The sequence below is a fragment of the Massilia sp. X63 genome (assembly GCF_041023745.1).
Lineage (GTDB): Bacteria > Pseudomonadota > Gammaproteobacteria > Burkholderiales > Burkholderiaceae_D > Telluria.
This window is the reverse complement of record NZ_JBFTEF010000001.1, coordinates 250,298-272,089: the sequence shown is the minus strand read 5'-3', so window position 1 is coordinate 272,089 and position 21,792 is coordinate 250,298. Positions and strand designations below refer to the sequence as shown.

At 68.0% G+C, this 21,792-nt stretch carries 19 protein-coding genes and 2 tRNA genes; 10 read left to right on the top strand and 11 right to left on the bottom strand.

The features are described 5' to 3' along the window. Window positions 1-160 precede the first annotated feature (160 nt). The 5 genes from AB3347_RS01250 to AB3347_RS01230 are packed head-to-tail and all read left to right on the top strand — an operon-like array spanning window position 161 to window position 5,325. A complete protein-coding gene (locus tag AB3347_RS01250) occupies window positions 161-643 on the top strand; it encodes a MarR family winged helix-turn-helix transcriptional regulator (protein ID WP_369089953.1) in 483 nt (160 codons plus the stop codon). After that, on the top strand, window positions 640-2,682 hold the full coding sequence (locus tag AB3347_RS01245; RefSeq protein ID WP_369089952.1) for an FUSC family protein: 2,043 nt from the start codon (window positions 640-642) through the stop codon (window positions 2,680-2,682). Before AB3347_RS01250 ends, AB3347_RS01245 begins: the two co-directional genes overlap by 4 nt. Window positions 2,683-2,702: 20 nt before the next feature. Then, complete coding sequence (locus AB3347_RS01240; protein ID WP_369089951.1) at window positions 2,703-2,909, top strand: DUF1656 domain-containing protein; 207 nt, start codon at window positions 2,703-2,705, stop codon at window positions 2,907-2,909. 1 nt (window position 2,910) lies between these two features. After that, the gene (locus tag AB3347_RS01235; protein ID WP_369089950.1) at window positions 2,911-3,831 is read left to right on the top strand and encodes an efflux RND transporter periplasmic adaptor subunit; all 921 of its coding nucleotides are present in this window, start codon (window positions 2,911-2,913) and stop codon (window positions 3,829-3,831) included. A 9-nt stretch (window positions 3,832-3,840) separates the two neighbouring features. After that, on the top strand, window positions 3,841-5,325 hold the full coding sequence (locus AB3347_RS01230) for a TolC family protein (protein ID WP_369089949.1): 1,485 nt from the start codon (window positions 3,841-3,843) through the stop codon (window positions 5,323-5,325). A gap of 202 nt (window positions 5,326-5,527) precedes the next feature. On the opposite strand, the gene AB3347_RS01225 is transcribed toward AB3347_RS01230, so the two are convergent. The 5 genes from AB3347_RS01225 to AB3347_RS01205 all read right to left on the bottom strand — a co-directional run bounded on the left by AB3347_RS01225 (window position 5,528) and on the right by AB3347_RS01205 (window position 9,427). Then, a tRNA-Ser gene (locus AB3347_RS01225) sits at window positions 5,528-5,617 on the bottom strand. Between the two features lie 158 nt (window positions 5,618-5,775). After that, the gene (locus tag AB3347_RS01220) at window positions 5,776-7,257 is read right to left on the bottom strand and encodes an SEL1-like repeat protein (protein ID WP_369089948.1); all 1,482 of its coding nucleotides are present in this window, start codon (window positions 7,255-7,257) and stop codon (window positions 5,776-5,778) included. A 332-nt stretch (window positions 7,258-7,589) separates the two neighbouring features. Further along, a tRNA-Ser gene (locus AB3347_RS01215) sits at window positions 7,590-7,679 on the bottom strand. A 98-nt stretch (window positions 7,680-7,777) separates the two neighbouring features. Continuing rightward, on the bottom strand, window positions 7,778-9,073 hold the full coding sequence (gene serS / locus AB3347_RS01210; RefSeq protein ID WP_369089947.1) for a serine--tRNA ligase: 1,296 nt from the start codon (window positions 9,071-9,073) through the stop codon (window positions 7,778-7,780). A 156-nt stretch (window positions 9,074-9,229) separates the two neighbouring features. Continuing rightward, entirely contained in the window at window positions 9,230-9,427 is a 198-nt protein-coding gene (locus tag AB3347_RS01205; RefSeq protein WP_369089946.1) for a hypothetical protein, read from the bottom strand. A gap of 273 nt (window positions 9,428-9,700) precedes the next feature. On the opposite strand from AB3347_RS01205, the gene AB3347_RS01200 reads away from it, so the two are divergent. Then, window positions 9,701-10,078 carry a hypothetical protein gene (locus AB3347_RS01200; protein WP_369089945.1) on the top strand — a complete coding sequence of 126 codons (378 nt, stop codon included), beginning with the start codon at window positions 9,701-9,703 and terminating at the stop codon, window positions 10,076-10,078. 546 nt (window positions 10,079-10,624) lie between these two features. Here AB3347_RS01200 and AB3347_RS01195 read toward each other — a convergent pair. Together AB3347_RS01195 and AB3347_RS01190 are read right to left on the bottom strand one after the other, a co-directional pair. Beyond that, window positions 10,625-10,747, bottom strand: coding sequence for a hypothetical protein (locus AB3347_RS01195; protein ID WP_369089944.1), 123 nt, complete (start codon window positions 10,745-10,747; stop codon window positions 10,625-10,627). A gap of 443 nt (window positions 10,748-11,190) precedes the next feature. Continuing rightward, window positions 11,191-11,697, bottom strand: coding sequence for a hypothetical protein (locus AB3347_RS01190; RefSeq protein ID WP_369089943.1), 507 nt, complete (start codon window positions 11,695-11,697; stop codon window positions 11,191-11,193). Window positions 11,698-11,835: 138 nt separating this feature from the next. On the opposite strand from AB3347_RS01190, the gene AB3347_RS01185 reads away from it, so the two are divergent. Beyond that, on the top strand, window positions 11,836-12,192 hold the full coding sequence (locus AB3347_RS01185) for a winged helix-turn-helix domain-containing protein (RefSeq protein WP_369089942.1): 357 nt from the start codon (window positions 11,836-11,838) through the stop codon (window positions 12,190-12,192). 10 nt (window positions 12,193-12,202) lie between these two features. Here AB3347_RS01185 and AB3347_RS01180 read toward each other — a convergent pair whose 3' ends face one another. The 4 genes from AB3347_RS01180 to AB3347_RS01165 form a co-directional block, all read right to left on the bottom strand. Beyond that, window positions 12,203-13,507: a replication-associated recombination protein A gene (locus AB3347_RS01180; RefSeq protein WP_369089941.1), complete on the bottom strand. Its 1,305-nt coding sequence runs from the start codon at window positions 13,505-13,507 to the stop codon at window positions 12,203-12,205. A gap of 136 nt (window positions 13,508-13,643) precedes the next feature. Further along, window positions 13,644-14,258 (bottom strand): TonB family protein, encoded by a 615-nt coding sequence (locus AB3347_RS01175; RefSeq protein WP_369089940.1) that lies wholly within the window; start codon window positions 14,256-14,258, stop codon window positions 13,644-13,646. A gap of 13 nt (window positions 14,259-14,271) precedes the next feature. Next, window positions 14,272-14,907 carry an outer membrane lipoprotein chaperone LolA gene (lolA, locus tag AB3347_RS01170; protein ID WP_369089939.1) on the bottom strand — a complete coding sequence of 212 codons (636 nt, stop codon included), beginning with the start codon at window positions 14,905-14,907 and terminating at the stop codon, window positions 14,272-14,274. A gap of 102 nt (window positions 14,908-15,009) precedes the next feature. Continuing rightward, on the bottom strand, window positions 15,010-17,514 hold the full coding sequence (locus tag AB3347_RS01165; protein ID WP_369089938.1) for a DNA translocase FtsK: 2,505 nt from the start codon (window positions 17,512-17,514) through the stop codon (window positions 15,010-15,012). Window positions 17,515-17,723: 209 nt separating this feature from the next. Here AB3347_RS01165 and trxB point away from each other — a divergent pair, with 209 nt between their 5' ends. From trxB to AB3347_RS01150, 3 genes are all read left to right on the top strand, one after another. Continuing rightward, window positions 17,724-18,689 carry a thioredoxin-disulfide reductase gene (gene trxB, locus AB3347_RS01160; RefSeq protein WP_369089937.1) on the top strand — a complete coding sequence of 322 codons (966 nt, stop codon included), beginning with the start codon at window positions 17,724-17,726 and terminating at the stop codon, window positions 18,687-18,689. Window positions 18,690-18,744: 55 nt separating this feature from the next. Next, window positions 18,745-19,404, top strand: a complete 660-nt coding sequence (locus AB3347_RS01155) for a Smr/MutS family protein (RefSeq protein ID WP_369089936.1) — start codon at window positions 18,745-18,747, stop codon at window positions 19,402-19,404. 140 nt (window positions 19,405-19,544) lie between these two features. Beyond that, on the top strand, window positions 19,545-21,704 hold the full coding sequence (locus tag AB3347_RS01150; protein WP_369090506.1) for an ATP-binding protein: 2,160 nt from the start codon (window positions 19,545-19,547) through the stop codon (window positions 21,702-21,704). Window positions 21,705-21,792: the final 88 nt, after the last annotated feature.

The following is a 21,792-nucleotide window of genomic DNA, read 5'->3' as shown; positions in this document are numbered from 1 at the left end:
GATCGATCGGCGCAGAACGGACCGGCGCCTGGGCCGGCATCGGGTCGACGCGACCGGCAAGATGGTACACCGGAACACGAGGCTGCGTGGGCGCCCCTTTGCGGCAAAGTACTTCGCATGCTAAACTTTTGCATCAAAATAATAACCATACCAAGCAAACATGCATCTCACCGACCAGACCCTGGGCAGGCTCACCTCCGCCCTAACCTACGCTTCGCGCGCCTACCGCGCCGCGGCCGACCGCATCGCCGCCGACTACGGCCTGTCGCAGGCGACCGGCCTGCCGGTGCTGCTCATCAGCCGCTGCGGCGCGGAGGGCGTGCGCCCGGGCGCGCTGGCGGTGGCGCTCGGGCTGGAAGCCTCCTCGCTGGTGCGCGTGGTCGACCACCTGATCGCCTCCGGCCTGGTGGAGCGCCACGAAGACCCGCACGACCGCCGCGCCAGGATCCTGCGCCTGACCGAGGAAGGCGGCAAGGCGGCCGAACAGATGGACCAGGCCCTGCGGCCGTTCCGCCGCAAGCTGTTCGGCGGCTTCGACCCGGCCGACGTCGAGGCCTGCCTGCGCGTGCTGTCCGGCCTGCCCGCCGCGATCGCCGGCATCACCGACCCTGCCGACGGCGACGACGCATCCGTGCAAGCATGAAGTTGGCCAGCCGGGCGGAGCTCCTGTTCTCCGCCAAGTCGTTCGCGGCAGCGATGCTGGCGGTGTACATCTCGATGCGCATCGGCCTGCCGCGACCGTTCTGGGCGATGATGACGGCGTATATCGTCTCCGCCCCCTTCGCCGGGCCGACCCGCTCCAAGGGCTGGTACCGCGCCGGCGGCACGCTGCTGGGCGCCATCGCGGTCACCCTCCTGGTGCCGCACCTTTCCAACTCGCCCGAATTGCTGTCGCTCGCGCTGGCGCTGTGGATCGGCGGCTGCCTGTATTTCTCGCTGCTGGACCGGACCCCGCGCTCCTACCTCCTGATGCTGGCCGGTTACACGGCAGGCCTGATCGGCTTTCCCGCGGTGGGCGATCCGGGCGCCATCTTCGACCTCGCGCTGGCGCGGGTCGAGGAGATCGTGCTGGGCATGACCTGCGCCACGCTGGTGCACACCCTGGTGCTGCCGCAGAGCTTCGCCCCGGTGCTGCTGGCGCGCCTCGACGGCGCGGCGCGCGACGCCCGCGACTGGATGCGCGACGCGCTCAAGCCGGCGGGCGACCGCCGCAGCGCCCACGAGCGCCGCAAGCTGGCGGGCGACATCACCGAACTGCGCCTGATGAGCACCCACCTGCCCTTCGACACCTCGCACCTGCGCTGGACCGAGAAGGCGGTCAACGCGCTGCAGGAGCGCCTGGCGCAGTTCGTGCCGGTGGTCTCGGCCATCGAGGACCGCCTGGCGGCGCTGCGCGAACTGGGCGCCCACGACGTGTCGGCGCGCTGGCAGTCGCTTCTGCAGGACATCACGGCCCTGGCCGAGACCCCGAAGCACGTCGCGCTCGAGCGCCGGGGCGCCGCCCTGCACCGGCGCATCGACGCGCTGGCGCCGGGCGCGCACCGCGAGCTCGGCTGGAGCGGCCTGCTGGAGCTGAACCTGGCCACGCGCCTGCACCGGCTGGTCGACCTGTGCATCGAGACGCGCGCCCTGCGCCAGCACATCGACGCCGGCGTGCACGGGCGCCTGCCGGAAGCGGTGGGCCAGCTGCCGGGCGTGCCGGCCAGCGCCCTGCACCAGGACCGCGGCATGGCCCTGCTGTCGGCCTTCGCCGCCGTGGTGGCCGTGCTGGTTTGCTGCGCGTTCTGGATCCTGACCGGCTGGCCGGCCGGCGCGGCCGCGCCGATGATGGCGGCCGTGCTGTGCTGCTTCTTCTCGACCCAGGACGACCCGGTCCCCTTCATCAAGGGCTTCCTGGTGTATACGGTGTACTCGATCCCGCTGGCGGCCCTGTACCTGCTGGCCATCCTGCCGGCCGTGCATGGCTTCGAGACCCTGCTGCTGGCCTGCGCGCCGACCTTCCTGGTGCTCGGCGTGCTGATCGCGCGCCCCGCGACCTTCGGGCGCACCATGCCCTTCATCTTCGGCATCTGCGGCGCCCTGGCCCTGGTCGACACCCACAACGCCGACCTGCTGTCGTTCGCCAACGGCGTGCTGGCGCAGATCGTCGGCCTGGTGACCGCCGGGGTGATCACGGGGGTGTTCCGCAGCGTCGGCGCCGGCTGGACCGCGCGCCGCGTGCTCAAGGCCGGCTGGAGCGAGCTGGCCAGCCTGGGCAGCGGCGAGCGCGTGACCTCGCTGGCGGAATTCTCGGCGCGCATGGTCGACCGCATCGGCTTGCTCACGCCGCGCCTGGCCCAGGCCCATGCGGCCGGCGGCCACCGCGACCTGTCGGCCGACGATGCGCTGCGCGACCTGCGGGTCGGCCGCAACATGACGGTGCTGCAGTCGGCGCGCGCCCGGCTGGGACGCGCCGACGCCGCCATCGGGCCGCTGATGACCCAGCTGGCGCGCCATTTCGCGCGCCAGCCGGCGCCGCACCGGGAGGGCGGCCCGCCCCTGCTGGACGCGCTCGACAACGCCCTGCGCGCCCTGTGCGCGGGCGCCGGCGACGCGACCCAGCGCGACGCGCTCGCCGCCCTCACCGGCATGCGCCGCGACCTGTTCCCGCACGCCCGGCCTTACCGGCCCCAGGGTGCCTGATTGAGTAACAAGGACCTCCGATGATCGGCGAAGTCAGCTTCTACGGCCTCTACCTTCCCCCGCTCCTGCTGCTGGCGCTGGCGGCGCTGGTGGTGTGCCGCCTCTTCAACCTGGTGCTGGCCCGCACCGGCTTCTACCGCCTGGTGTGGCACCCGGCACTGTTCGATTTTTCCCTGTTCGTCATCGTGCTCGGCGCGCTGGCCTACTTCACACGCAACTGGTCCTGACATGGCAACGAAACATCTTCTTCCGGCGCTCGGCCGGGTCGGGCTCACCCTGCTGGCCTGCGCGGCCGCTGCCTGGGTGGGCTGGCAATTGTGGCGGCATTACGAGCTCGAACCCTGGACCCGCGACGGCCGCGTGAAGGCCTACGTGGTGCAGGTGGCGCCCGACGTCACCGGCCAGGTCACCCGGGTCCACGTGCACGACAACCAGCACGTCGCCGCCGGCGAGGCGCTGTTCGAGATCGACCGCGCGCGCTTCGCGCTGGCCCTGCGCCAGGCCGAGGCCCAGGTGGCGGCCGGCGAGGCCGCCCTGGCCCAAGCCCTGCGCGAAAACCGGCGCAACACAGAACTGGACGACCTGGTGGCGCAGGAGACCCGCGAGCAGGGCCAGACCCGCAGCGACCAGGCCCGCGCCGCGCTGGCCCAGGCCCTGGTCAACCGCGACACGGCCCGGCTGAACCTGGAGCGCTCGCACGTGGTGGCGGCGGTGGACGGCATCGTCACCAACCTCGACCTGCGCGAAGGTTCGTATGCCACCGCGGCCCGTCCGGTGATGGCGCTCATCGACCGCAATACCTTCTATGTCGAAGGCTATTTCGAAGAGACCAAGCTACCCGCCATCCACGTGGGCGACCGGGTCGAGGTGAGCCTGATGGGCGGGCAGGCGCCGATCGCCGGCCACGTCGAGAGCTTCGCCGAGGGCATCACCGACCGCGACCGCACTACCGGCGCCAATATGCTGCCCAACGTGAACCCGACCTTCAACTGGGTTCGGCTGGCCCAGCGCATCCCGGTGCGGGTGGCGATCGACCGGGTGCCGTCCGGCGTGCGCCTGGTGGCCGGCCAGACCGCGACCGTGAAGGTGCTGCCGGATGCCCGGCTGGCCGCCGTGGCGGGCGCGCCGGCCAGCCGTACGGCGCACTGAGGAGGGGCGATGACGCGATACCGCTCTGCTGCCGGCAAGGCAGTCACGCTCCTGACGCTGGCGGCGCTGGCCGCCTGCACCACGGTCGGCCCCGACTACCATGTCCCGCCAGACGCCGTGATCGGGCGCGCCGCGGCCAGGGCGCCGCTGATGGGCGCAGCCGAGGCGCCGTTCGCGTCCGCCCCGCTGCCGGCCGACTGGTGGCGCCTGTACCGCGATCCGGTGCTGGACCGCCTGATCGCCAATGCCTTCGGCGCCAACGCCGAGCTGCGCATCGCCGCCGCCAACCTGGCGCGCGCCCATGCGGTGCTGGAAGAAGCCGAGGAGCACAAGCGTCCGGAAGTCGAGATGAGCGCCGCGCCCCTGTACGGCCGGATCGCCGGCGCCTCGATCGGCGTGCCGGAACAGCTGCCGCGCACCGGCATCTACGACGGCGACATCAAGGTGGCCTGGCAGGTCGACATGTGGGGCCGCATACGGCGCGCGATCGAGGCGGCGCACGCCGACCAGGAAGCGGCGCAGGCCGCCGACGACCTGGCCCACGCGATGGTCGCGGCCGACACCACGCGCGCCTACGCCGACGCCTGCTCGGCCGGCTACCAGCTGAGCGTGGCGCGCCGGTCGGTCGCGCTGCAGCAGGAGGTCGCCCGGCTGACCGCCGAGCGGGTACGGCGCGGCCGCGGCATCGCCATCGACAACAGCCGCGCCCAGGCCCAGCTGGAACAGCTGCGCGCCAACCTGCCGCCCCTGGAGGCGCGCCGCCGCACCGCGCTGTACCGCCTGGCGGTGCTCACCGGCGAGGTGCCGAGCCAGTTCCCGCAGGATGTCGCCCAATGCGCGACGCCGCCGCGCGTGGCCTCGACGATCCCGGTCGGCGACGGCGCCGCGCTGCTGCGCCGCCGCCCCGACGTGCGCCAGGCCGAACGCCGGCTGGCTGCCGCCACCGCGCGCATCGGCGTAGCCACCGCCGAGCTGTATCCGAACATTACCCTGGGCGCTTCCTTCGGCGGCGTCGGCTTCATGGAGCAGTTCGGCGATGCCGGCACCTGGAAATTCGCGCTCGGCCCGCTGGTCTCGTGGAGCCTTCCCGCGCTCAGCCCGGCGCGGGTGCACATTGCCCAGGCCGAGGCCGGCGCGGCCGGCGCGCTGGCGCGCTTCGACGCGGTGGTGCTGAACGCGCTGCGCGAAGTCGAAAGCGCGCTGACGGTGTATGCCCGCGAGCTCGACCGCAACACCTCGCTGCGCGCCGCGCGCGACCAGCACGCGCTGGCATCGCGCCAGGCCGCCCGGCTGTACCAGGCGGGCCGCACCGACTTCCTGAGCGCGCTGGACGCGGACCGGAACCTGGCCAACGCCGAGAGCATGCTGGCGGCGTCGAGCGCGCAGCTGGCGGCGGATCAGGCGCAGCTGTTCTTGGCCTTGGGTGGAGGATGGGAGAATGCTGCGGCGCGGCACGGCGGCAAGCAGGATGCCGCAGCTGGGCATGCGCCTTGAAGCGCACAGGGCCCCGTTGAGGGGCCCTGTGCGCTGGGTGGGATTCGCCCACGTGCCGCTGGCCGCCTTGGCGCGAGTACGCGCCAAGCTTCGAATCCCACGCGGGAGCCCCGCAGGGGGGCGAAGGCTGCCAATGGCAGCCTTCGCGAATCCTCTCCGCCAGCAAATAAAAAGGGCCCCGAGTGGGGCCCTTTTCATTTACTGGCGGAGAGGGTGGGATTCGAACCCACGGTACGGTCACCCGTACGCCTGATTTCGAGTCAGGTACATTCGACCACTCTGCCACCTCTCCTGAATCGGTGCTGCGTGGTCGCCGTAAGCGAGGCCGCATTATAGCGGCTGTTTTCGGTTTGTGGAAGACGAAAGTATTTCATCGCATTAACGCAAATCGCCGCGCACTAGGCTTCGTGAAAGGAAATTTCACTTTGCAAGGCGAAATGGAATAATCTTTCATTGCTTAACAGCCGGAGGCTTCAGGATCGCCTCCGCCCTGGCACGCTCCTCGGGCCTCAGCTTGGCCGCAATCTCCGCGAGCGCCACCCCGGCGCGTTCCATGCCGCTGGCCTTGGCCAGGCTGAACCAGACGTAGGCCATGCCCAGGTCGCGGTCCCCACCCTCCCCCTTGACCAGCATGACCGCCAGGTTGAACATGGCGTCGGATTGCCCATGCATGGCGGCCTGCTCGAACAGCTTGCGCGCGGTAGCGAGGTTCTGCGGCACCTGCTCGCCCGTGTAGAAATAGGAGGCGAGCGCGTTTTGCGCTTCCGGCACGCCTTTTACAGCCGCTTCCTTGTAGTAGACGATGGCGCGCGACTGGTCGGCCGGCACGCCTTCGCCCAGGTCGTACATGCGCGCCATCGCGTACAGGGCGTCGGCATGGCCGGACTTGGCCGCCTGGGCGAACCAGGCGGCCGCCAGCTTGTCGTCGCGCGCCACGCCGTCGGCGCCGGTGTAGTTCAGGCGGGCCAGGTTGAACTGGGCCGGCGCATAGCCCTCTTCCGCCGCCTGCTGGAAGTAGTCGCGCGCCCGCCTGGCGTCCCTGGGACCGCCGACGCCGGCCAGCGACGCCTGCCCCAGCGCGTTCAGCGCCGGCACGAAGCCGAACTCGGCGGCCTTGGCGTACCACTTGCGGGCCGCGGCCGGGTCTTTCTTCACGCCACCGATGCCCTGCAGCTCGATGCGGGCCAGCAGCAGCGCGGCCTCGATCATGCCGTTCATGGCTTCCGGTTCCCTGGGGTCGAAACGCAGCCGGTCGCGGCGCACGTCGAAGCGCTCGCCGGCGGCCCGGTCGAGCCAGTACAAGGCCTTGTCGGTACTGCGCGGCACGCCCAGGCCGTGCATGCTCAGTTTGGCCAGCAGCACCGCCGCTTCCGGATAGCCGATCTTCCCGTAGGCGGCTTCCAGCAGGGCCGCCGCCCGCCCGTATTCCCCGGCGTCGAGCCGGGCCAGGGCGTCGCCGAAGGACTTTTCCTTGCGGATGATGCGTTCGCGTCCCGAGGCGAACCTGCGCTCGCCGACGCCGCACGGGCCGGCGTTGTTGCCGGTGGCCGCGCCCGTGACCGAGGAGGCGTCGGTCATGGTCGAGACGTCGCCGTCCGGCGCCCTGCCGTTGAACTTCTGCAGGGTGGGCGACGGCATCGGCGCGCCGGTCTCGCCGATCTCGCCGGGCTCGCGCATCTCCTCGAGCTGCTCGATGTAGGTGTCCATGTCGTCCTGCGCCGACAGGTAGGCGCTGTCGAGCGCGCATTTCTGCGCCAGGCTGCCCTTGAGGACGCGGCGCTTGGCGGCGAAGACGCGGGCGCTTTCGCCGGTCGGGGTCGACCTGGCGCCGGTGATCCGGACGACCTGGCCCGGGGCTTCGGCCTCGGAGGCTTGGGCGTGGGCGGACGGCAGGGTGAGCAGGATGGCGATGCTGAGGAGGAGCTTCAACACGGTGGGGTCCGGGCGAGTTTGTGCGTGACAGCAAGTTTGCCGGGGTGGGTGACAAACTGCCACCATATTTCGGGGGGAGGCGCGAAGTGATCAACGCGTTGAGCGAAGGGAGCGACCAGTTACGAAGAAGGGCTCCCCGCGGGGAGCCCTTCTTCGTAACTGGGAGGGTGGGATTCGCCCACGTGCCGCGGGCCGCCCTCGCGCAAGCATGCGCGAGGCTTCGAATCCCACACGGGAGCCCCGCAGGGGGGCGAAGGCTGCCAATGGCAGCCTTCGCGAATCCTCTCCGCCCAAAAATAAAAAGGGCCCCGGTTGGGGCCCTTTTTATTTACTGGCGGAGAGGGTGGGATTCGAACCCACGGTACGGTCACCCGTACGCCTGATTTCGAGTCAGGTACATTCGACCACTCTGCCACCTCTCCTGAATCGGTGCTGCGGTCGCTCGTATGCGAGAGACACGCATTATAGCGATGCTCTTGCAAAAACGGAAGAGCAAATTTGCGCCGGCCGGTAAACCGGCTCAGGCTGCCGGAACCAGGCGCTCCAGCCCGCCCATGTACGGACGCAGCACTTCCGGCACGATCACGCTGCCGTCGGCCTGCTGGTAGTTCTCCAGCACCGCCACCAGGGTGCGGCCGACGGCCAGGCCGGAGCCGTTCAGGGTGTGCAGCAGTTCCGGCTTGCCGGCGGCGTTGCGGAAGCGCGCCTGCATGCGGCGGGCCTGGAAGGCTTCGCAGTTCGACAGCGACGAGATCTCGCGGTAGGTGTTCTGCGCCGGCAGCCACACTTCCAGGTCGTAGGTCTTGGCGGCCGAGAAGCCCATGTCGCCGGTGCACAGCTGCATCACGCGGTACGGCAGGCCCAGCGAGGTCAGGATGAACTCGGCCTGGCCCACCATCTCTTCCAGCGCCGCGTACGACTGCTCCGGATGCACCACCTGGACCAGCTCGACCTTGTCGAACTGGTGCTGGCGGATCATGCCGCGGGTGTCGCGGCCGTAGCTGCCGGCTTCCGAGCGGAAGCACGGGGTGTGCGCGGTCAGCTTCAGCGGCAGCTGGTCGAGCGCCACGATCTCGTCGCGCACCACGTTGGTCAGCGAAACTTCCGAGGTCGGGATCAGGTAGAAGTTCTCGCCCTCGCCTTCGGCGCCGCCCTTCTTCACCGAGAACAGGTCGGCTTCGAACTTCGGCAGCTGGCCGGTGCCGCGCAGCGAATCGGCATTGACCATGTACGGGGTGTAGCACTCGGTGTAGCCGTGCTGGCCGGTGTGGGTGTCGAGCATGTACTGGGCCAGTGCGCGGTGCAGGCGCGCCATGCCGCCCTTCATCATCGAGAAGCGCGAACCGGTCAGCTTGGTGGCGGTATCGAAGTCCAGGCCCAGCTTTTCGCCGATGTCGACGTGGTCCCTGACCTCGAAATCGAAGCTGCGCGGCGTGCCGACCTTGCGCACTTCGACGTTGCCGGATTCGTCCTTGCCCTGCGGGGTGCTTTCGTGCGGCAGGTTCGGCACCGCTTCGATGAAGCGCGCCAGGCGCTCCTGCACTTCGCCGAGGGCCGTTTCGTTGGCCTTGAGCTCGTCGCCCAGGCCGGCCACTTCCGCCATCACGGCCGTGGTGTCCTCGCCCTTGCCCTTCATCATGCCGATCTGCTTGGACAGCGAATTGCGCTTGCCCTGCAGTTCCTCGGTGCGCGTCTGGATCGCTTTGCGTTCCGCTTCGAGGGCGCCGAACGCAGCCACGTCGAGCTGGAACTTGCGGGTCGCCAGGCGCGCGGCGACGGTGTCGATGTCTTTGCGGAGAAGTTGGATGTCAATCATGTCGGGTTGGGCTTGCGTATGTCGAAAACACAATTGTACCAAGCCGACCGCCATTTTCCCCGAGTTCTTGGCAAGATTCGGAAGCAGTATTGATCGCCGCCTGCCGGACTGCTCGCCATCCCATCGGCGCATTGCTCTTTCGGGATGACCTCGGGATTACTTCAGGCCGGCTTTTTCGGCGACGCTCAGGCGCGGCGCCTTGACCACGACCACGTGCACGGTCGAGTCGACCAGGATCGCGGCGTCGGGCTTGACCACGTCGACCGACCGGGCGGCGGCGGTGGCGTAGCTGGCCACCAGGCCCAGTGCGGCAGCGGCAAGGAAGATGGCTTCGAAGTTTTTACGGATGTTCATGGTGTGCTCCTTCGGGTGGAAGATGATTCGGTATGCTTGAACTTTACCGATCGGACCGAAGCATCGCCATCGACATGCGATGAAGCGCCAAAAACGCGGGCCAGAATGCGCAAAGCACGGATCGGGCGCAGGAAGCAGGCAGGTTCGCCGACGTTCGGCGACGAACGGGAGGCCAGGATGCCGGCCCCTTGAGGCGGCGCATGCCGCATGCAGCCGCGCTTCGCTAAATTGATGGGCCTGCTATGCTCGACTGGCCTTCATCGGAGAGCCTTCATGTCCCCCACCCGCCTGGCCGCCATCCTGCTTGCGTCGCTGTGCTGGCACACCGCGGCGGCCGCCCCGTCCCTCACCGAGGTCGGCCGCGACCTGGCCCGCTGCGCAGCCCCGGCGCTGGCGGTGTCGGACATCGAGGTCGACAGCGGCGCCGGAGGCTATGCCATCGACGCGCTGCGCGATCGCCACTGGCTCGAACTGGCCGGTCGCGCGCGCCTGGCGCTGCGCGATGCCGGCGGGCGCGAAGTCGCCCAGGTCCGCATCCACCAGCCGTCGACGCGGCAATACGCGCTGCAGCAAGGCTGGCGCGAACATGCCCTGCTCGACGCGGCAGCGCGTGGCGGCGGCCGGGTGCGCCAGGTCGACCTGCGCGGCTGAAACGGAACGGCGTGTACACCGTCTCGCTCATCGTGTACACGACCTTGGCCAGGCTCGGACGCACGAACTGCAGGCTCAGGGTCACCGGCACCTCGACGTTGTCGCCGCGCGGCACCTCGTAGATCGAGGCGCGCGTGATGCCCAGCACCACGGCATAGGTGTCGCCCACCCCGACCGACGGCGCCGCCTTGCACTGCAGGTCGTTGTCGTCGACGAAACGGTGGCCGCTGCCGATCCGGCTGTCGGCCACCTGGCGCGCATGCACCAGCGACTGCGGGCAGGCCTCGGCAAGCTGCCCCACGAGATGCTTGATCAGCGCCGCCTGGGCTGCCCTGCCGGCGTCGCCGTCGAACAGGCGCGCCATGACGCGGGCGTCGAGCAGGGAGCGCGCCTGGCGCGCCTGCGGCGCCATGCCTTCGATTTCCTGCACCGGAAACAAGTAGAACGACGATGCCGCCGCCGGCGTCACGACGCCGGCGGCGAGCAGCAGGCCGGAGGCGAACAGCACCGGCCGGACCAGGCCCGGCCCGCTCATGCGCCGCCGCTTCATTCGCGGCCCGGGCACTTGCCCTCGATGCAGAACATCAGGGTGTTACCGCGGCGTTCGAAACGACCGGCGCGGAAGGCGCTGTTGTCGGCCTCGATGTATTCGTCCACCAGGTCGTTCACCAGGCTGCTGAAATTACCCTTGGCGACTCGGTGAAGCGGATCGCCTCGTCGGCCTTGCCGGCCTGGGCGCTGGCTTTCGCGGTCTCCCAGGCGACCACGCCGCCTGCGTCCTGCTTGTCATTCAGATAGCCCGCGCCCTGGGTGCTGGCTTCGGCGAAAACGTCCCTGCGCGATCTGCTCGCGCAAGCTGCCTGCCACCTCGGCGGCGCTGGCGGGCCGGATGGCCGTGGCGACGCTCTCGCGTGCCTGGTCGCAGCCGGACAGCAGCGGCGCGACAGCGCACAGCGCCACCAGCCCCCCTGGCGAGCAGCGTGGTACTGATCCTCATGCATCATCCCTTATAGTTATAAATTTTAGAGCGCTTCAAAAACGAGAAGGATCGTACAGAGATTTAAATTTTCTGTAAAGAAATAAAAAGTGATTAAAGGTATCTCGCCCGCAAGTTATCGCTGGCGCATAATCAACACCAGTTTCGCCGTGTACAGCACGATCAGCGTGCCGGCCAAGTCGCCGCTGGCCATGACCAGGAAGCTGCGCAGCAGGCCTTCGTCCTGCCCGTGCAGCGCGAACCAGATATGGTGCAGCGCCGGGCTGGCGATCGAGAAGGCCACGGCGCAGCCGAGCAGGCGCCACGGACCGAGCCCGGCGAGCGAAGTGCCGATGCGGCCGGCAACCAGCACGCGGTAGGTCAGCCAGGGCGCGAGCGCGGCCAGGATGCCGCCGGCGAAGGAACGGATCGGATCGTTCGGGAAGAAATAGAAAAAGCAGATCAGCCAGGAAGCGACCAGGATGCCGATCGCGCCGGCCCCGGCGAACACCAGGGTGCTCAGCAGGCGCACGCCGGCAGGCAGGTAGATCCAGCTGATGCCGGCTGCAAACTCGAAACGGGCGAACAGCAGCTCGTTGAGCCAGATGGCGCCGAGGAACAGGACAGCCGTTGTTGCGCCCATGGCAAACTTCACCTGCAAATCGGACATGACCTGGGGCGCAAGGTAGGTTAAGCTTCGCTTCTTTCGTGAAACATTATATCAGCGAATGTTATATCACAATCAATTCAAGGACTTGCCGGGTGCCGCCGGGGGGCGTGGATGAGCAAGCCGACCCGCCCTGCCGACATCTACCTGCGCTTCCTGAACCTGCTGGGAGCATTGCGCGACTTGCCCGCGCTGCCGCCGCTCGACCCGCTCGAGGAGCGCATCCTCGCGGTGGTGGGCCGGGCGCGCCAGCTCGAACAGCGCCTCAGCGTGCGCGACCTGATGAGCCAGGAAGAGCTCGGCGCGCCGGCCACCATCCACACCCGCATCAAGTCGATGCGCAGCAAGGGCTGGGTGGTGCTGGCCGACACCGAGGACAGCCGCCGCAAGCAGGTCGACCTGACGCCGGCCGCCCTCGCCTACTTCGACGAAGTCTCGGGGCTGATGCTGCAGGCCGCCAGGGAGGGCTGAGCAAGGCGCCTCAGCCCCCTTGGGCGTCGTCGTCCAGGCTGCGCAGGAAAGCCAGCTTCTCGGCGATCTTCGATTCCACCCCGCGCGGCACCGGCTGGTACCAGCCCGGCTCTACCATCCCATCCGGCAGGTAGGTCTCCCCCGCGGCATACGCATGCGGTTCGTCGTGCGCGTAGCGGTAGGCATGGCCGTAGCCGAGTTCCTTCATCAGCCTGGTCGGCGCATTGCGCAGGTGCACCGGCACCTCGCGCGACTTGTCCTTCTTGACGAAAGCCATCGCCTGGTTGAAGGCGTTGTAGCCGGCATTGCTCTTGGCCGCGATCGCCAGGTAGATCACGGCCTGTCCCAGCGCCAGCTCGCCCTCGGGCGAACCGAGGCGCTCGTAGGTGGTCGCGGCGTCGTTGGCGATCTGCAGCGCGCGCGGATCGGCCAGGCCGATGTCTTCCCAGGCCATGCGCACGATGCGGCGCGACAGGTACTTGGCGTCGGCGCCGCCATCGAGCATGCGGCACAGCCAGTACAGGGCCGCGTCCGGATGCGAGCCGCGCACCGACTTGTGCAGGGCCGAGATCTGGTCGTAGAAGTTGTCGCCGCCCTTGTCGAAGCGGCGCGCGTTGAGCGTCAGCGCATTCTCGACGAAGTCCGCGGTGATGCGGGTGACGCCCGCGGTCTCGGCCGAGGTCTTCGTTTGCTCGAGCAGGTTGAGGAAGCGGCGCGCGTCGCCGTCCGCGTAGCCGACCAGGGTGTCGACCGCGACCTCGTCGAACGCCAGGTGCTGCAGCACCCGCTCCTGGGCGCGCCCCAGCAGCTGGCGCATCTCCTCGTCGGTGAGCGCCTTGAGCACATACACCTGGGAGCGCGACAGCAGCGCCGAGTTGACCTCGAACGAAGGATTCTCGGTGGTGGCGCCGATCAGGGTCACCAGGCCCGACTCCACGAAGGGCAGCAGCGCGTCCTGCTGCGACTTGTTGAAGCGGTGGATCTCGTCGATGAACAGGATGGTGTGCTTCCCCTGCCGCAGGTAGTGCTCGGCCTGCTCGACGGCGGCGCGGATGTCCTTCACACCCGACAGCACCGCCGACAGCGCGATGAACTCGCAGTCGAAGGCATACGCCGTCAGGCGCGCCAGCGTGGTCTTGCCGACGCCGGGCGGCCCCCACAGGATCATCGAATGCGGCTTGCCTGACTTGAACACCAGGTTGAGCGGCTTGCCGGGGCCGAGCAGATGGCTCTGGCCGATGACTTCGTCGATGGTGCGCGGACGCAGGGCCTCGGCCAGCGGCGGCGCCGGCTCGAGCTTGAACAGGTCATCCATGACGCGCTCCCGGGACGGTCAAGGCAAACGGTGAATACGGTGTGAAATAGAGTGAATGCTTGTGCATGTGCCTAGTGTAGCCGATGCGTCGGCCGGGGGCAGGCTGCACGGGCGGGCCGCGCCGGGGCAAAACGTCTTATTGTTTCAGGAGGACGCGGCCACTGACCGGGCTGCCGGGCGAAGCGCCGGCCTTGGGATAGGCGAAGCGGCAGCTTTGCACGTACTCGACTGCCGCCTGCGCCAGCGCCGGATCGGCGCCGCCGGCTTCAGCCTTGACGCCGTAAGGCGTGCCGTCGCCGCGCACCAGCAGGCGCACCAGCACGCCATCGTCGCCGCTCACGCCCTTGTCGAACGGGACGTAGCGGTCGAAGCGTTCGGACGCAGCGCAGCTGCCCTCCACCAGGGCCGGCGGTACGCGATCCGGGCCCTGCAGCTTCCAGACGAACTGCAGGGGCAGGAGCTTGCCCTGCACGCGTTGCACGGTCTCGGCGGGAAACACGCAGGTCGACAAGGACGCGATGGCGGCCTGGTCGAGCATGGCCCAGCGGCTGGAACGTGCCACCGTCGGCTCGATCGCCCGGCCGTCAGGGCCCATCCTGAAATTCAGCGTCGTCACGCCCTCGAGTTCATAGCGGCGCGCTTCCTGCGGCCACTCGGGCCTAGCGCAGGAAGGGGGCTGGGGGGCGGCGCCGGCAAGCGGCGCAGCGCCGGCCAACGCGAGCATGGCGCCCAGAGCGGAAAAACGCTTCAAGCAGCTTGCCCCGTTACTGGTTGACGACGTCGGCGCCCTTCGGCACCGCGAACCTGAACTGCTGGGCGCCGAGCGACGGGTTGCGCTGGAAGTTGGTGAACTTCAGCACCGAGACCTGGCCGAACTGGTCCTTCAGCTCCATCGCCACCGGCACCCCGCCCTTGAGGCCGATGCCGATCTGTTCGAAGGTGGTGTCGCGGGTCCTGGGCACCGCGGTCAGCCACTCGGCGCCATCGCGCTCGCCGGCGTCGGAAAGGGTAAAGTTCTTTTCCAGGTCGTTGCTGCCGAACAGGATGGCGGCCGGCGAGGAACCCAGCGCGTTGCCGAGCTTGCGGGTGGTGACCTGGTTCAGGTCCTTGTCGTAGATGTAGAGGGTATCGCCGTCGGCCTGCAGCAGCTGTTCGTAGGGTTTCTGGTAGGTCCAGATGAACTTGCCGGGACGGGCGAACACGAAACTGCCGCTCGAGACCGGAGCCAGCTTGCCGCTCTTGGACCTGGTGACCTGCTGCTGGGTGAATTCGCCCTTGGCGGACTTGGTGGTCGCGACGAAGGATTTGAACTGGTCGAGCGCGCCTGCCTGGGCTGCGCCGGAAACTGCCATCGTCGTAGCTGCGATCAATGCTGCGAAACGGTAGGTCGTGAATTTCATATGCATTCCTCTTGTTGTGGTCCGCCGTCGCACGTTGACCGCGTGGGGTGATGCGGTCCAGTGGACCGCATCACGACCCGCCCATATACGGTGACAGACCGGTTATTCAGCGGTGGTCGCCGGCACGAGAATGTCGCGGTTGCCGTTCGACTGCATCGGCGACACCAGGCCGCTCTGTTCCATCTGCTCGATCAGGCGGGCCGCGCGGTTGTAGCCGATGCGCAGGTGGCGCTGGACCAGCGAGATCGAGGCCTTGCGGTTCTTGAGCACCACCGCCACGGCCTGGTCGTACAGCGCGTCGGATTCGCCGCCGCCCTCACCCGCCGGGATGCCCTCGGCATTGCCCTCTTCCAGCGTGCCGCCTTCGAGAATGCCTTCAATATAGTTCGGTTCGCCCAGCGACTGCAGATGTTTTACAACTCGATGCACTTCGTCGTCCGACACGAAGGCGCCGTGCACGCGGATCGGCAGGCCGGTCCCCGGCGGCATGTACAGCATGTCGCCCATGCCCAGCAGGGTCTCGGCGCCCATCTGGTCGAGAATGGTGCGCGAGTCGATCTTGCTCGATACCTGGAAGGCGATGCGGGTCGGGATGTTCGCCTTGATCAGGCCGGTGATCACGTCCACCGACGGGCGCTGGGTCGCCAGGATCAGGTGGATGCCGGCCGCACGCGCCTTCTGGGCGATACGGGCGATCAGTTCTTCCACCTTCTTGCCCACGACCATCATCAGGTCGGCCAGTTCGTCGATGATGATGACGATGGTCGGCAGCTTCTCCAGCGGCTCGGGATTGTCCGGCATGATCGAGAACGGATTCGGGATGTGCTCCTCGCGCTTGGCCGCCTCCGCGATCTTGCCGTTGTAGCCGGCCAGGTTGCGCACGCCGAGTTTACTCATCAGCTTGTAGCGGCGCTCCATCTCGTTCACCGCCCAGTTCAGCGCGTGGCCGGCCTGGCGCATGTCGGTCACGACCGGCGCCAGCAGGTGCGGGATGCCCTCGTACACCGACATCTCCAGCATCTTCGGGTCGATCAGGATCAGGCGCACATCAAGCGGGTCGGATTTATACAGCAGCGACAGGATGGTGGCGTTGATGCCCACCGATTTACCCGAACCGGTGGTGCCCGCCACCAGCAGGTGCGGCATCTTGGCCAGGTCGGCGCAGACTGGTTTGCCGGCGATGTCCTTGCCCAGCGCGACCGTCAAGGCGGAAGCACTGTCGCCGTAGACCTTGGAGCCGACGATCTCCGACAGGCGCACGATCTGGCGCTTCGGGTTCGGCAGCTCGAGCGCCATGTAGTTCTTGCCCGGGATGGTCTCGACCACGCGGATCGAGGTCAGGGACAGCGAACGCGCCAGGTCGCGCGCCAGGTTGACGATCTGGCTGCCCTTGACGCCGGTGGCCGGCTCGATCTCGTAGCGGGTCACCACCGGGCCCGGATAGGCGGCCACGACCTTGGCTTCGACGCCGAAGTCGGACAGCTTCTTCTCGATCAGGCGGCTGGTGAATTCCAGGGTCTCGACCGCCACCGTCTCTTGCGCCGGCGGCGCTTCGTCGAGCAGGGCCAGCGGTGGCAGGCCGCCGTCGCCCGCCAGCTCGTGGAACAGCGGGGTCTGCATTTCCTTCTGGGCCCGTTCGGACTTCGGCACGCTGGTCATCTGCGGCTCGATCTTGATGGTCGAGGCTGCGGTACCCACCGGCGACGGCGCGGCGGCCGCCGGCATCGCCAGCGAGGCCGGCGTCGAGGGCGGCAGGATCTGGGGCTCGGGCTGCGGGCGCGACTGCGGCTCGGTGCGCGATTCCAGCACCGGCTCGGCCTTGACGATCGGCGGCGGGGCCGGATGCTTTTCGGTGTACTTCTGGCGCTCGTTGACCACCAGCTCGTCGCGCTTGACGGCCGCGGCTTCGCCCTGCTTGCGGTCTTCGTGGTCTTCCATGCGCAGCCGGAACCAGTCGACGCTGCGCTCGACCGATTCGCCGATGCGCTCGGCCACGGCCAGCCAGGACACCTGGAAGAACAGCGAGAAGCCCAGCCCGAACAGCAGCAGGAGCAGCAGGGTCGCGCCGGTGAAGCCGAAGGCGACGTGGGCCGAGTGGCCGATCAGCTGGCCCAGCACGCCGCCGGCGGCGCGCGGCAGCTCGAGGTGCCAGGACCACAGGCGCAGGTATTCCAGGCCCAGGCTGCCGGCGAACATGATGGCGAAACCGGTCCAGCGCACGTACATTTCGCCGGCGTGGGGCGGTTCCTCGGGCGGCGCCAGCCGGTCGGTCAGGCGGCGCCAGCCCTTCCAGACGCCGCGCAAGAAGACCACGCCCCACCACCAGGCCGAAAAACCGAAGATGAACAGCAGCAGGTCGGACAGCCAGGCGCCCGCCTTGCCGCCCAGGTTGGCGATCCGGGGCACGGCGGCGTCGTGCGACCAGCCCGGGTCGCCCTTGTTGTAACTTAATAAGATAAGCACGAAATACAGGAAGGCGACCGCCATGGCGATCCAGCGCGCTTCCGACAGGAGGCGCGACAGCCGGCCAGGCAGGGGCTGGCGGGCACGCGTGGATTGCGCGGTGCGGGTGTATCCTGAGGTGCTGGGTTGGCTGTTCTTGCTCATTGCTCGGTGTTGCTGAAGGGCAGCTCAATCTGAGGCGCCCGAAGTGTTTGCTATCAAGAATTCAGCCATTCTAAGCCATATACGGCTGGGCTGGCCTACGATTCATGCTCCGGTGCATCATCGTCTATAATCTTGTGTTGCAAACGAGCCTTGATCTTTCCAAGGGCCGTCCCCAGTTTCCGCTTGTTCATCTCTCATTGAAGCCTTCCATGACTACTACCAAACACGCCAAAGTCCTGATTCTCGGTTCCGGTCCCGCCGGCTACAGCGCAGCGGTGTACGCCGCGCGCGCCAACCTGAAGCCGATGCTGGTGACCGGCGTCGAACAGGGCGGACAGCTGATGACCACGACCGACGTCGAGAACTGGCCGGGCGACCCGCTGGGCGTGCAGGGTCCGGAACTGATGCAGCGCCTGCTGCAGCATGCGGAGCGCTTCAATACCGACATCGTGTTCGACCACATCCACACGACCTACCTGAACGAGAAGCCGATCCGCCTGGTGGGCGATTCGCACGAGTACACCTGCGACGCCCTGATCATCGCCACCGGCGCCTCGGCCCAGTACCTCGGCCTGCCCTCGGAACAGGCCTTCATGGGCAAGGGCGTCTCGGCCTGCGCCACCTGCGACGGTTTCTTCTACCGCAACCAGGAAGTCGCGGTCATCGGCGGCGGCAATACCGCGGTCGAGGAAGCCCTGTACCTCGCCGGCATCGCCTCCAAGGTGACCGTGATCCACCGCCGCGACAAGTTCCGCGCCGAGCCGATCCTGGTGGACCGCCTGATGCACAAGGTCCAGGAAGGCAAGATCGTGCTGGAGCTGAACCACACCCTGGACGAAGTCCTGGGCGACGACAGCGGCGTGACCGGCTTGCGCATCAAATCCACCGATACCGGCGCAAGCAAGGACCTGAGCGTGCACGGCCTGTTCGTGGCGATCGGCCACAAGCCGAACACCGGCATCTTCGAAGGCCAGCTCGAGATGCAGAACGGCTACATCCGCACCCGTTCGGGCCTGGACGGCATGGCCACCGCCACCAACGTGCCGGGCGTGTTCGCGGCCGGCGACGTGCAGGACCACGTGTACCGCCAGGCGATCACCAGCTCGGGCACCGGCTGCATGGCCGCGCTCGACGCGCAGCGCTACCTGGAAGCGCTGGAAGACGATCCGAAATAAGGGTATATGGAAGAGCGCCTGACAAGACGCTGGATTGTCAGGTGCGGAGGCGGGCATGAAGGATTTTTCTGAGCTGAAGGGCCTGCGCGACAGGCTCAAGGAAGACGAGCGCCTGCGCGCCATCGAAAAGGCCGAGCGCGAGAAGCGCGAGCGTATCGCGCGCGAACGCGCCGTGGAATTTCGCGGCGCGATGCAGGGCGTGACCAAGATTCCCGAATCGGACCGCTACGTGTACCGCCCGGTGTACGTGGCGTCCGACCGCGTCTTCCGGGATCGCACGCCCCTGACCGAGGAAGAAGAAATCGAGGCCGTCCTGCGCGCGTCGCTGTCCGACGAGTTCGATGTCGACGGCTTGCTCGACGAAGATCCCTCGCTGAGCTACGCCCAGCCGGGCGTGGGACCGGACGTGGTGCGCAAGCTGCGCAAGCGCCACTGGCCGGTGCAGGACGAGCTCGACCTGCACGGCATGAACCGCGACCAGGCGCGCGACGCCCTCACCGACTTCCTGCACCGCGCCAACCGCCGCGGCGTGCGCTGCGTGCGCATCGTGCACGGCATCGGCTACGGCTCGCCCAAAGGCCAGCCGGTGCTGCGCGGGATCGTGCACAGCTGGCTGGTGCAGATGAGCGAGGTGGTCGCCTTTTGCGTTGCCGGAAAGAAAGATGGCGGCCACGGCGCCCTGGTCGTGCTGCTGCGCCCTGCCCTCCTTGAGTGAGCACACGCACGGAATACAACATGGACACAATTGTAAAGTGTGTCCAAATTTGTATTACCTGTAAAATACGCTGGCCCGGCATTTGCCGGAATTGACGAGAAGGGATTGGTGGCGAATTGAAGGGTACTTCCGTGATTCCTATGGAGCATGGCCGCCAGGTCGACCTGCTCAACTGCGCCGACGAGCCGATCCACATCCCCGGCTCGATCCAGCCCCACGGCGCCCTTCTCTTCTTTGATACCGCCGGCCTGCTTCAAGGCTGGAGCGCGAACGCCGGCGCCCTGCTCGGCATCGAACTCGCGCTCGGCGCCCCGTATGCCTCGCTGGCGCTGCCGCCCGCAGCGCTCGAACTCCTGCTCGACTACGTCGGGCCCGGCGACGCCGAGCAGACGCCCTCGATGGTGCCGCTGCGCGTCAACGGCGCCCACGTCGACTGCATCGTGCACGCCGCCTTCGGGCGCGTCGTCGCCGAATTCGAGCAGCGCGAAGTGGGCGCCGACGAAGTGGCGCTGTTCGCGGTGAAGGCGCATGCCTCGATCGACCGCCTGCGCCGCCAGAAGACCATTGACGGCCTGCTGGGCATCGCGGTGGACCAGATCCGCGAGTTCACCGGTTTCGACCGCGTGATGGCCTACCGTTTCCGTCCGGACGACAGCGGCGACGTGGTGGCCGAGAGCCGGCGCGACGATCTCGTGCCCTACCTGGGCCAGCGTTATCCTGCGTCCGACATTCCGGCCCAGGCGCGCCGCCTGTATATCCTGAACACCCTGCGCTCGATCATCGACGTCAACGATACGATGGTGCCGCTGCTGGGCGCTCCCGGCGCGCTGCCGCTCGACATGAGCCATGCGGTGCTGCGCAGCGTCTCGCCGATTCACATCGAATACCTGAAGAACATGGGCGTGGGCGCCTCGATGAGCGTGTCGATCGTGATCAACGGCCGCCTGTGGGGGCTGATCGCCTGCCACCACATGTCGCGCAAGCTGGTACCCTACTCGATCCGCATGGCGGCCGACGTGCTGGCGCAGGTGATGGGCTCGACCATCCACAGCATCGAGTCGCGCCTGGAAAGCCAGATGATCGAGCGCTCGGCCTCCACCCGCACCAAGCTGGTCGAAGACCTGCTGCTCGAAGACGACCCGCTCGAGACCTTCGGCCGCTTCGCCGATGCGGTGCTGGCGGCCACCCAGTCGCAGGCCCAGGTGACCAGCTACTACGGCAGGCTGCGCGTGCACGGCGACGTCCCCCATGAACTTGCCGAAGCCATCGTCGCTTCGCTGCCCGAGGCGCACGATCTGGTGCTGCGCGAACGGCTGGACGACTGGCCCGAGCCGCTCCGCGCGCGGCTGGGCAAGTGGGTCGGCCTGCTGGCCATGCCCTTCGACCCGCCGGCGCAGGGCTGGAACCTGCTGCTGCGCGTCGAACAGATCGAACAGGTGGCCTGGGGCGGCCGTCCCGAAAAGACCAGCACCATCGGCCCGCTGGGCGGGCGCCTGACGCCGCGCGGCTCCTTCGACGCCTGGTACGAGACCGTGCGCGGCCATGCGCATCCGTGGGAGGCGACCATCCTGGCCAGCGCGCGTGTGACCCTGGCCGAACTGGTGCGCGTGATGACCTCGCGCCGCACCCAGACCGAAGCGACCCGCGCCCAGTTGCTGGCGATGCTCGGGCACGACCTGCGCGACCCGCTCCATTCGATCAACATGGCCGGCATGGTGCTCGAAAAGGGCCACAGCCAGCCGACGCTGGGCAAGCGCATCCAGTCGTCCACCAGCCGCATGCAGCGCATGATCACCCAGGTGCTCGACATGAGCCGCATCGACGGCGGCCTGGGCCTGGGCGTGACGCTCGAGCCGGTCGACCTGACCGCGCTGGTGAAAGACCTGATGGACGAAGCCCGCCTGGCCTATCCGGCCATCCCCTTCCAGCTGATCTGCGACGAAGCGGCCATGGTGAATGCCGACGGCGGGCGGATCGGACAGGTGCTGTCGAATTTGCTGAGCAACGCGCGCCACCACGGCGAAGCCGGCAAGCCGGTGCGGGTGTGCGTGAAGGTGGATGGGCGGGAAGCGGTGGTCGCGGTGAGCAACGCCGGCGCGCCGATCGCGCCCGAGATCGTGGCGACCCTGTTCAACCCCTTCAAGCGCGCCTCACTGCACAACCCGCGCAACCGCACCGGCATGGGCCTGGGCCTCTACATCGCGCAGCAGATCGTGCGCGAGCACCACGGCGAGATCGTCTACCGCCATGACGGGAATGAGGTGATCTTCTCGGTGCGCCTGCCGTTATTGAACTCGTAGGGTGCACGGCTTTGCCGTGCGCGCGTTCAAACCACGCTCGACATGACGCGGCGTGCCTGCATACGATCCTTGAACGCGCGGTCGGCGA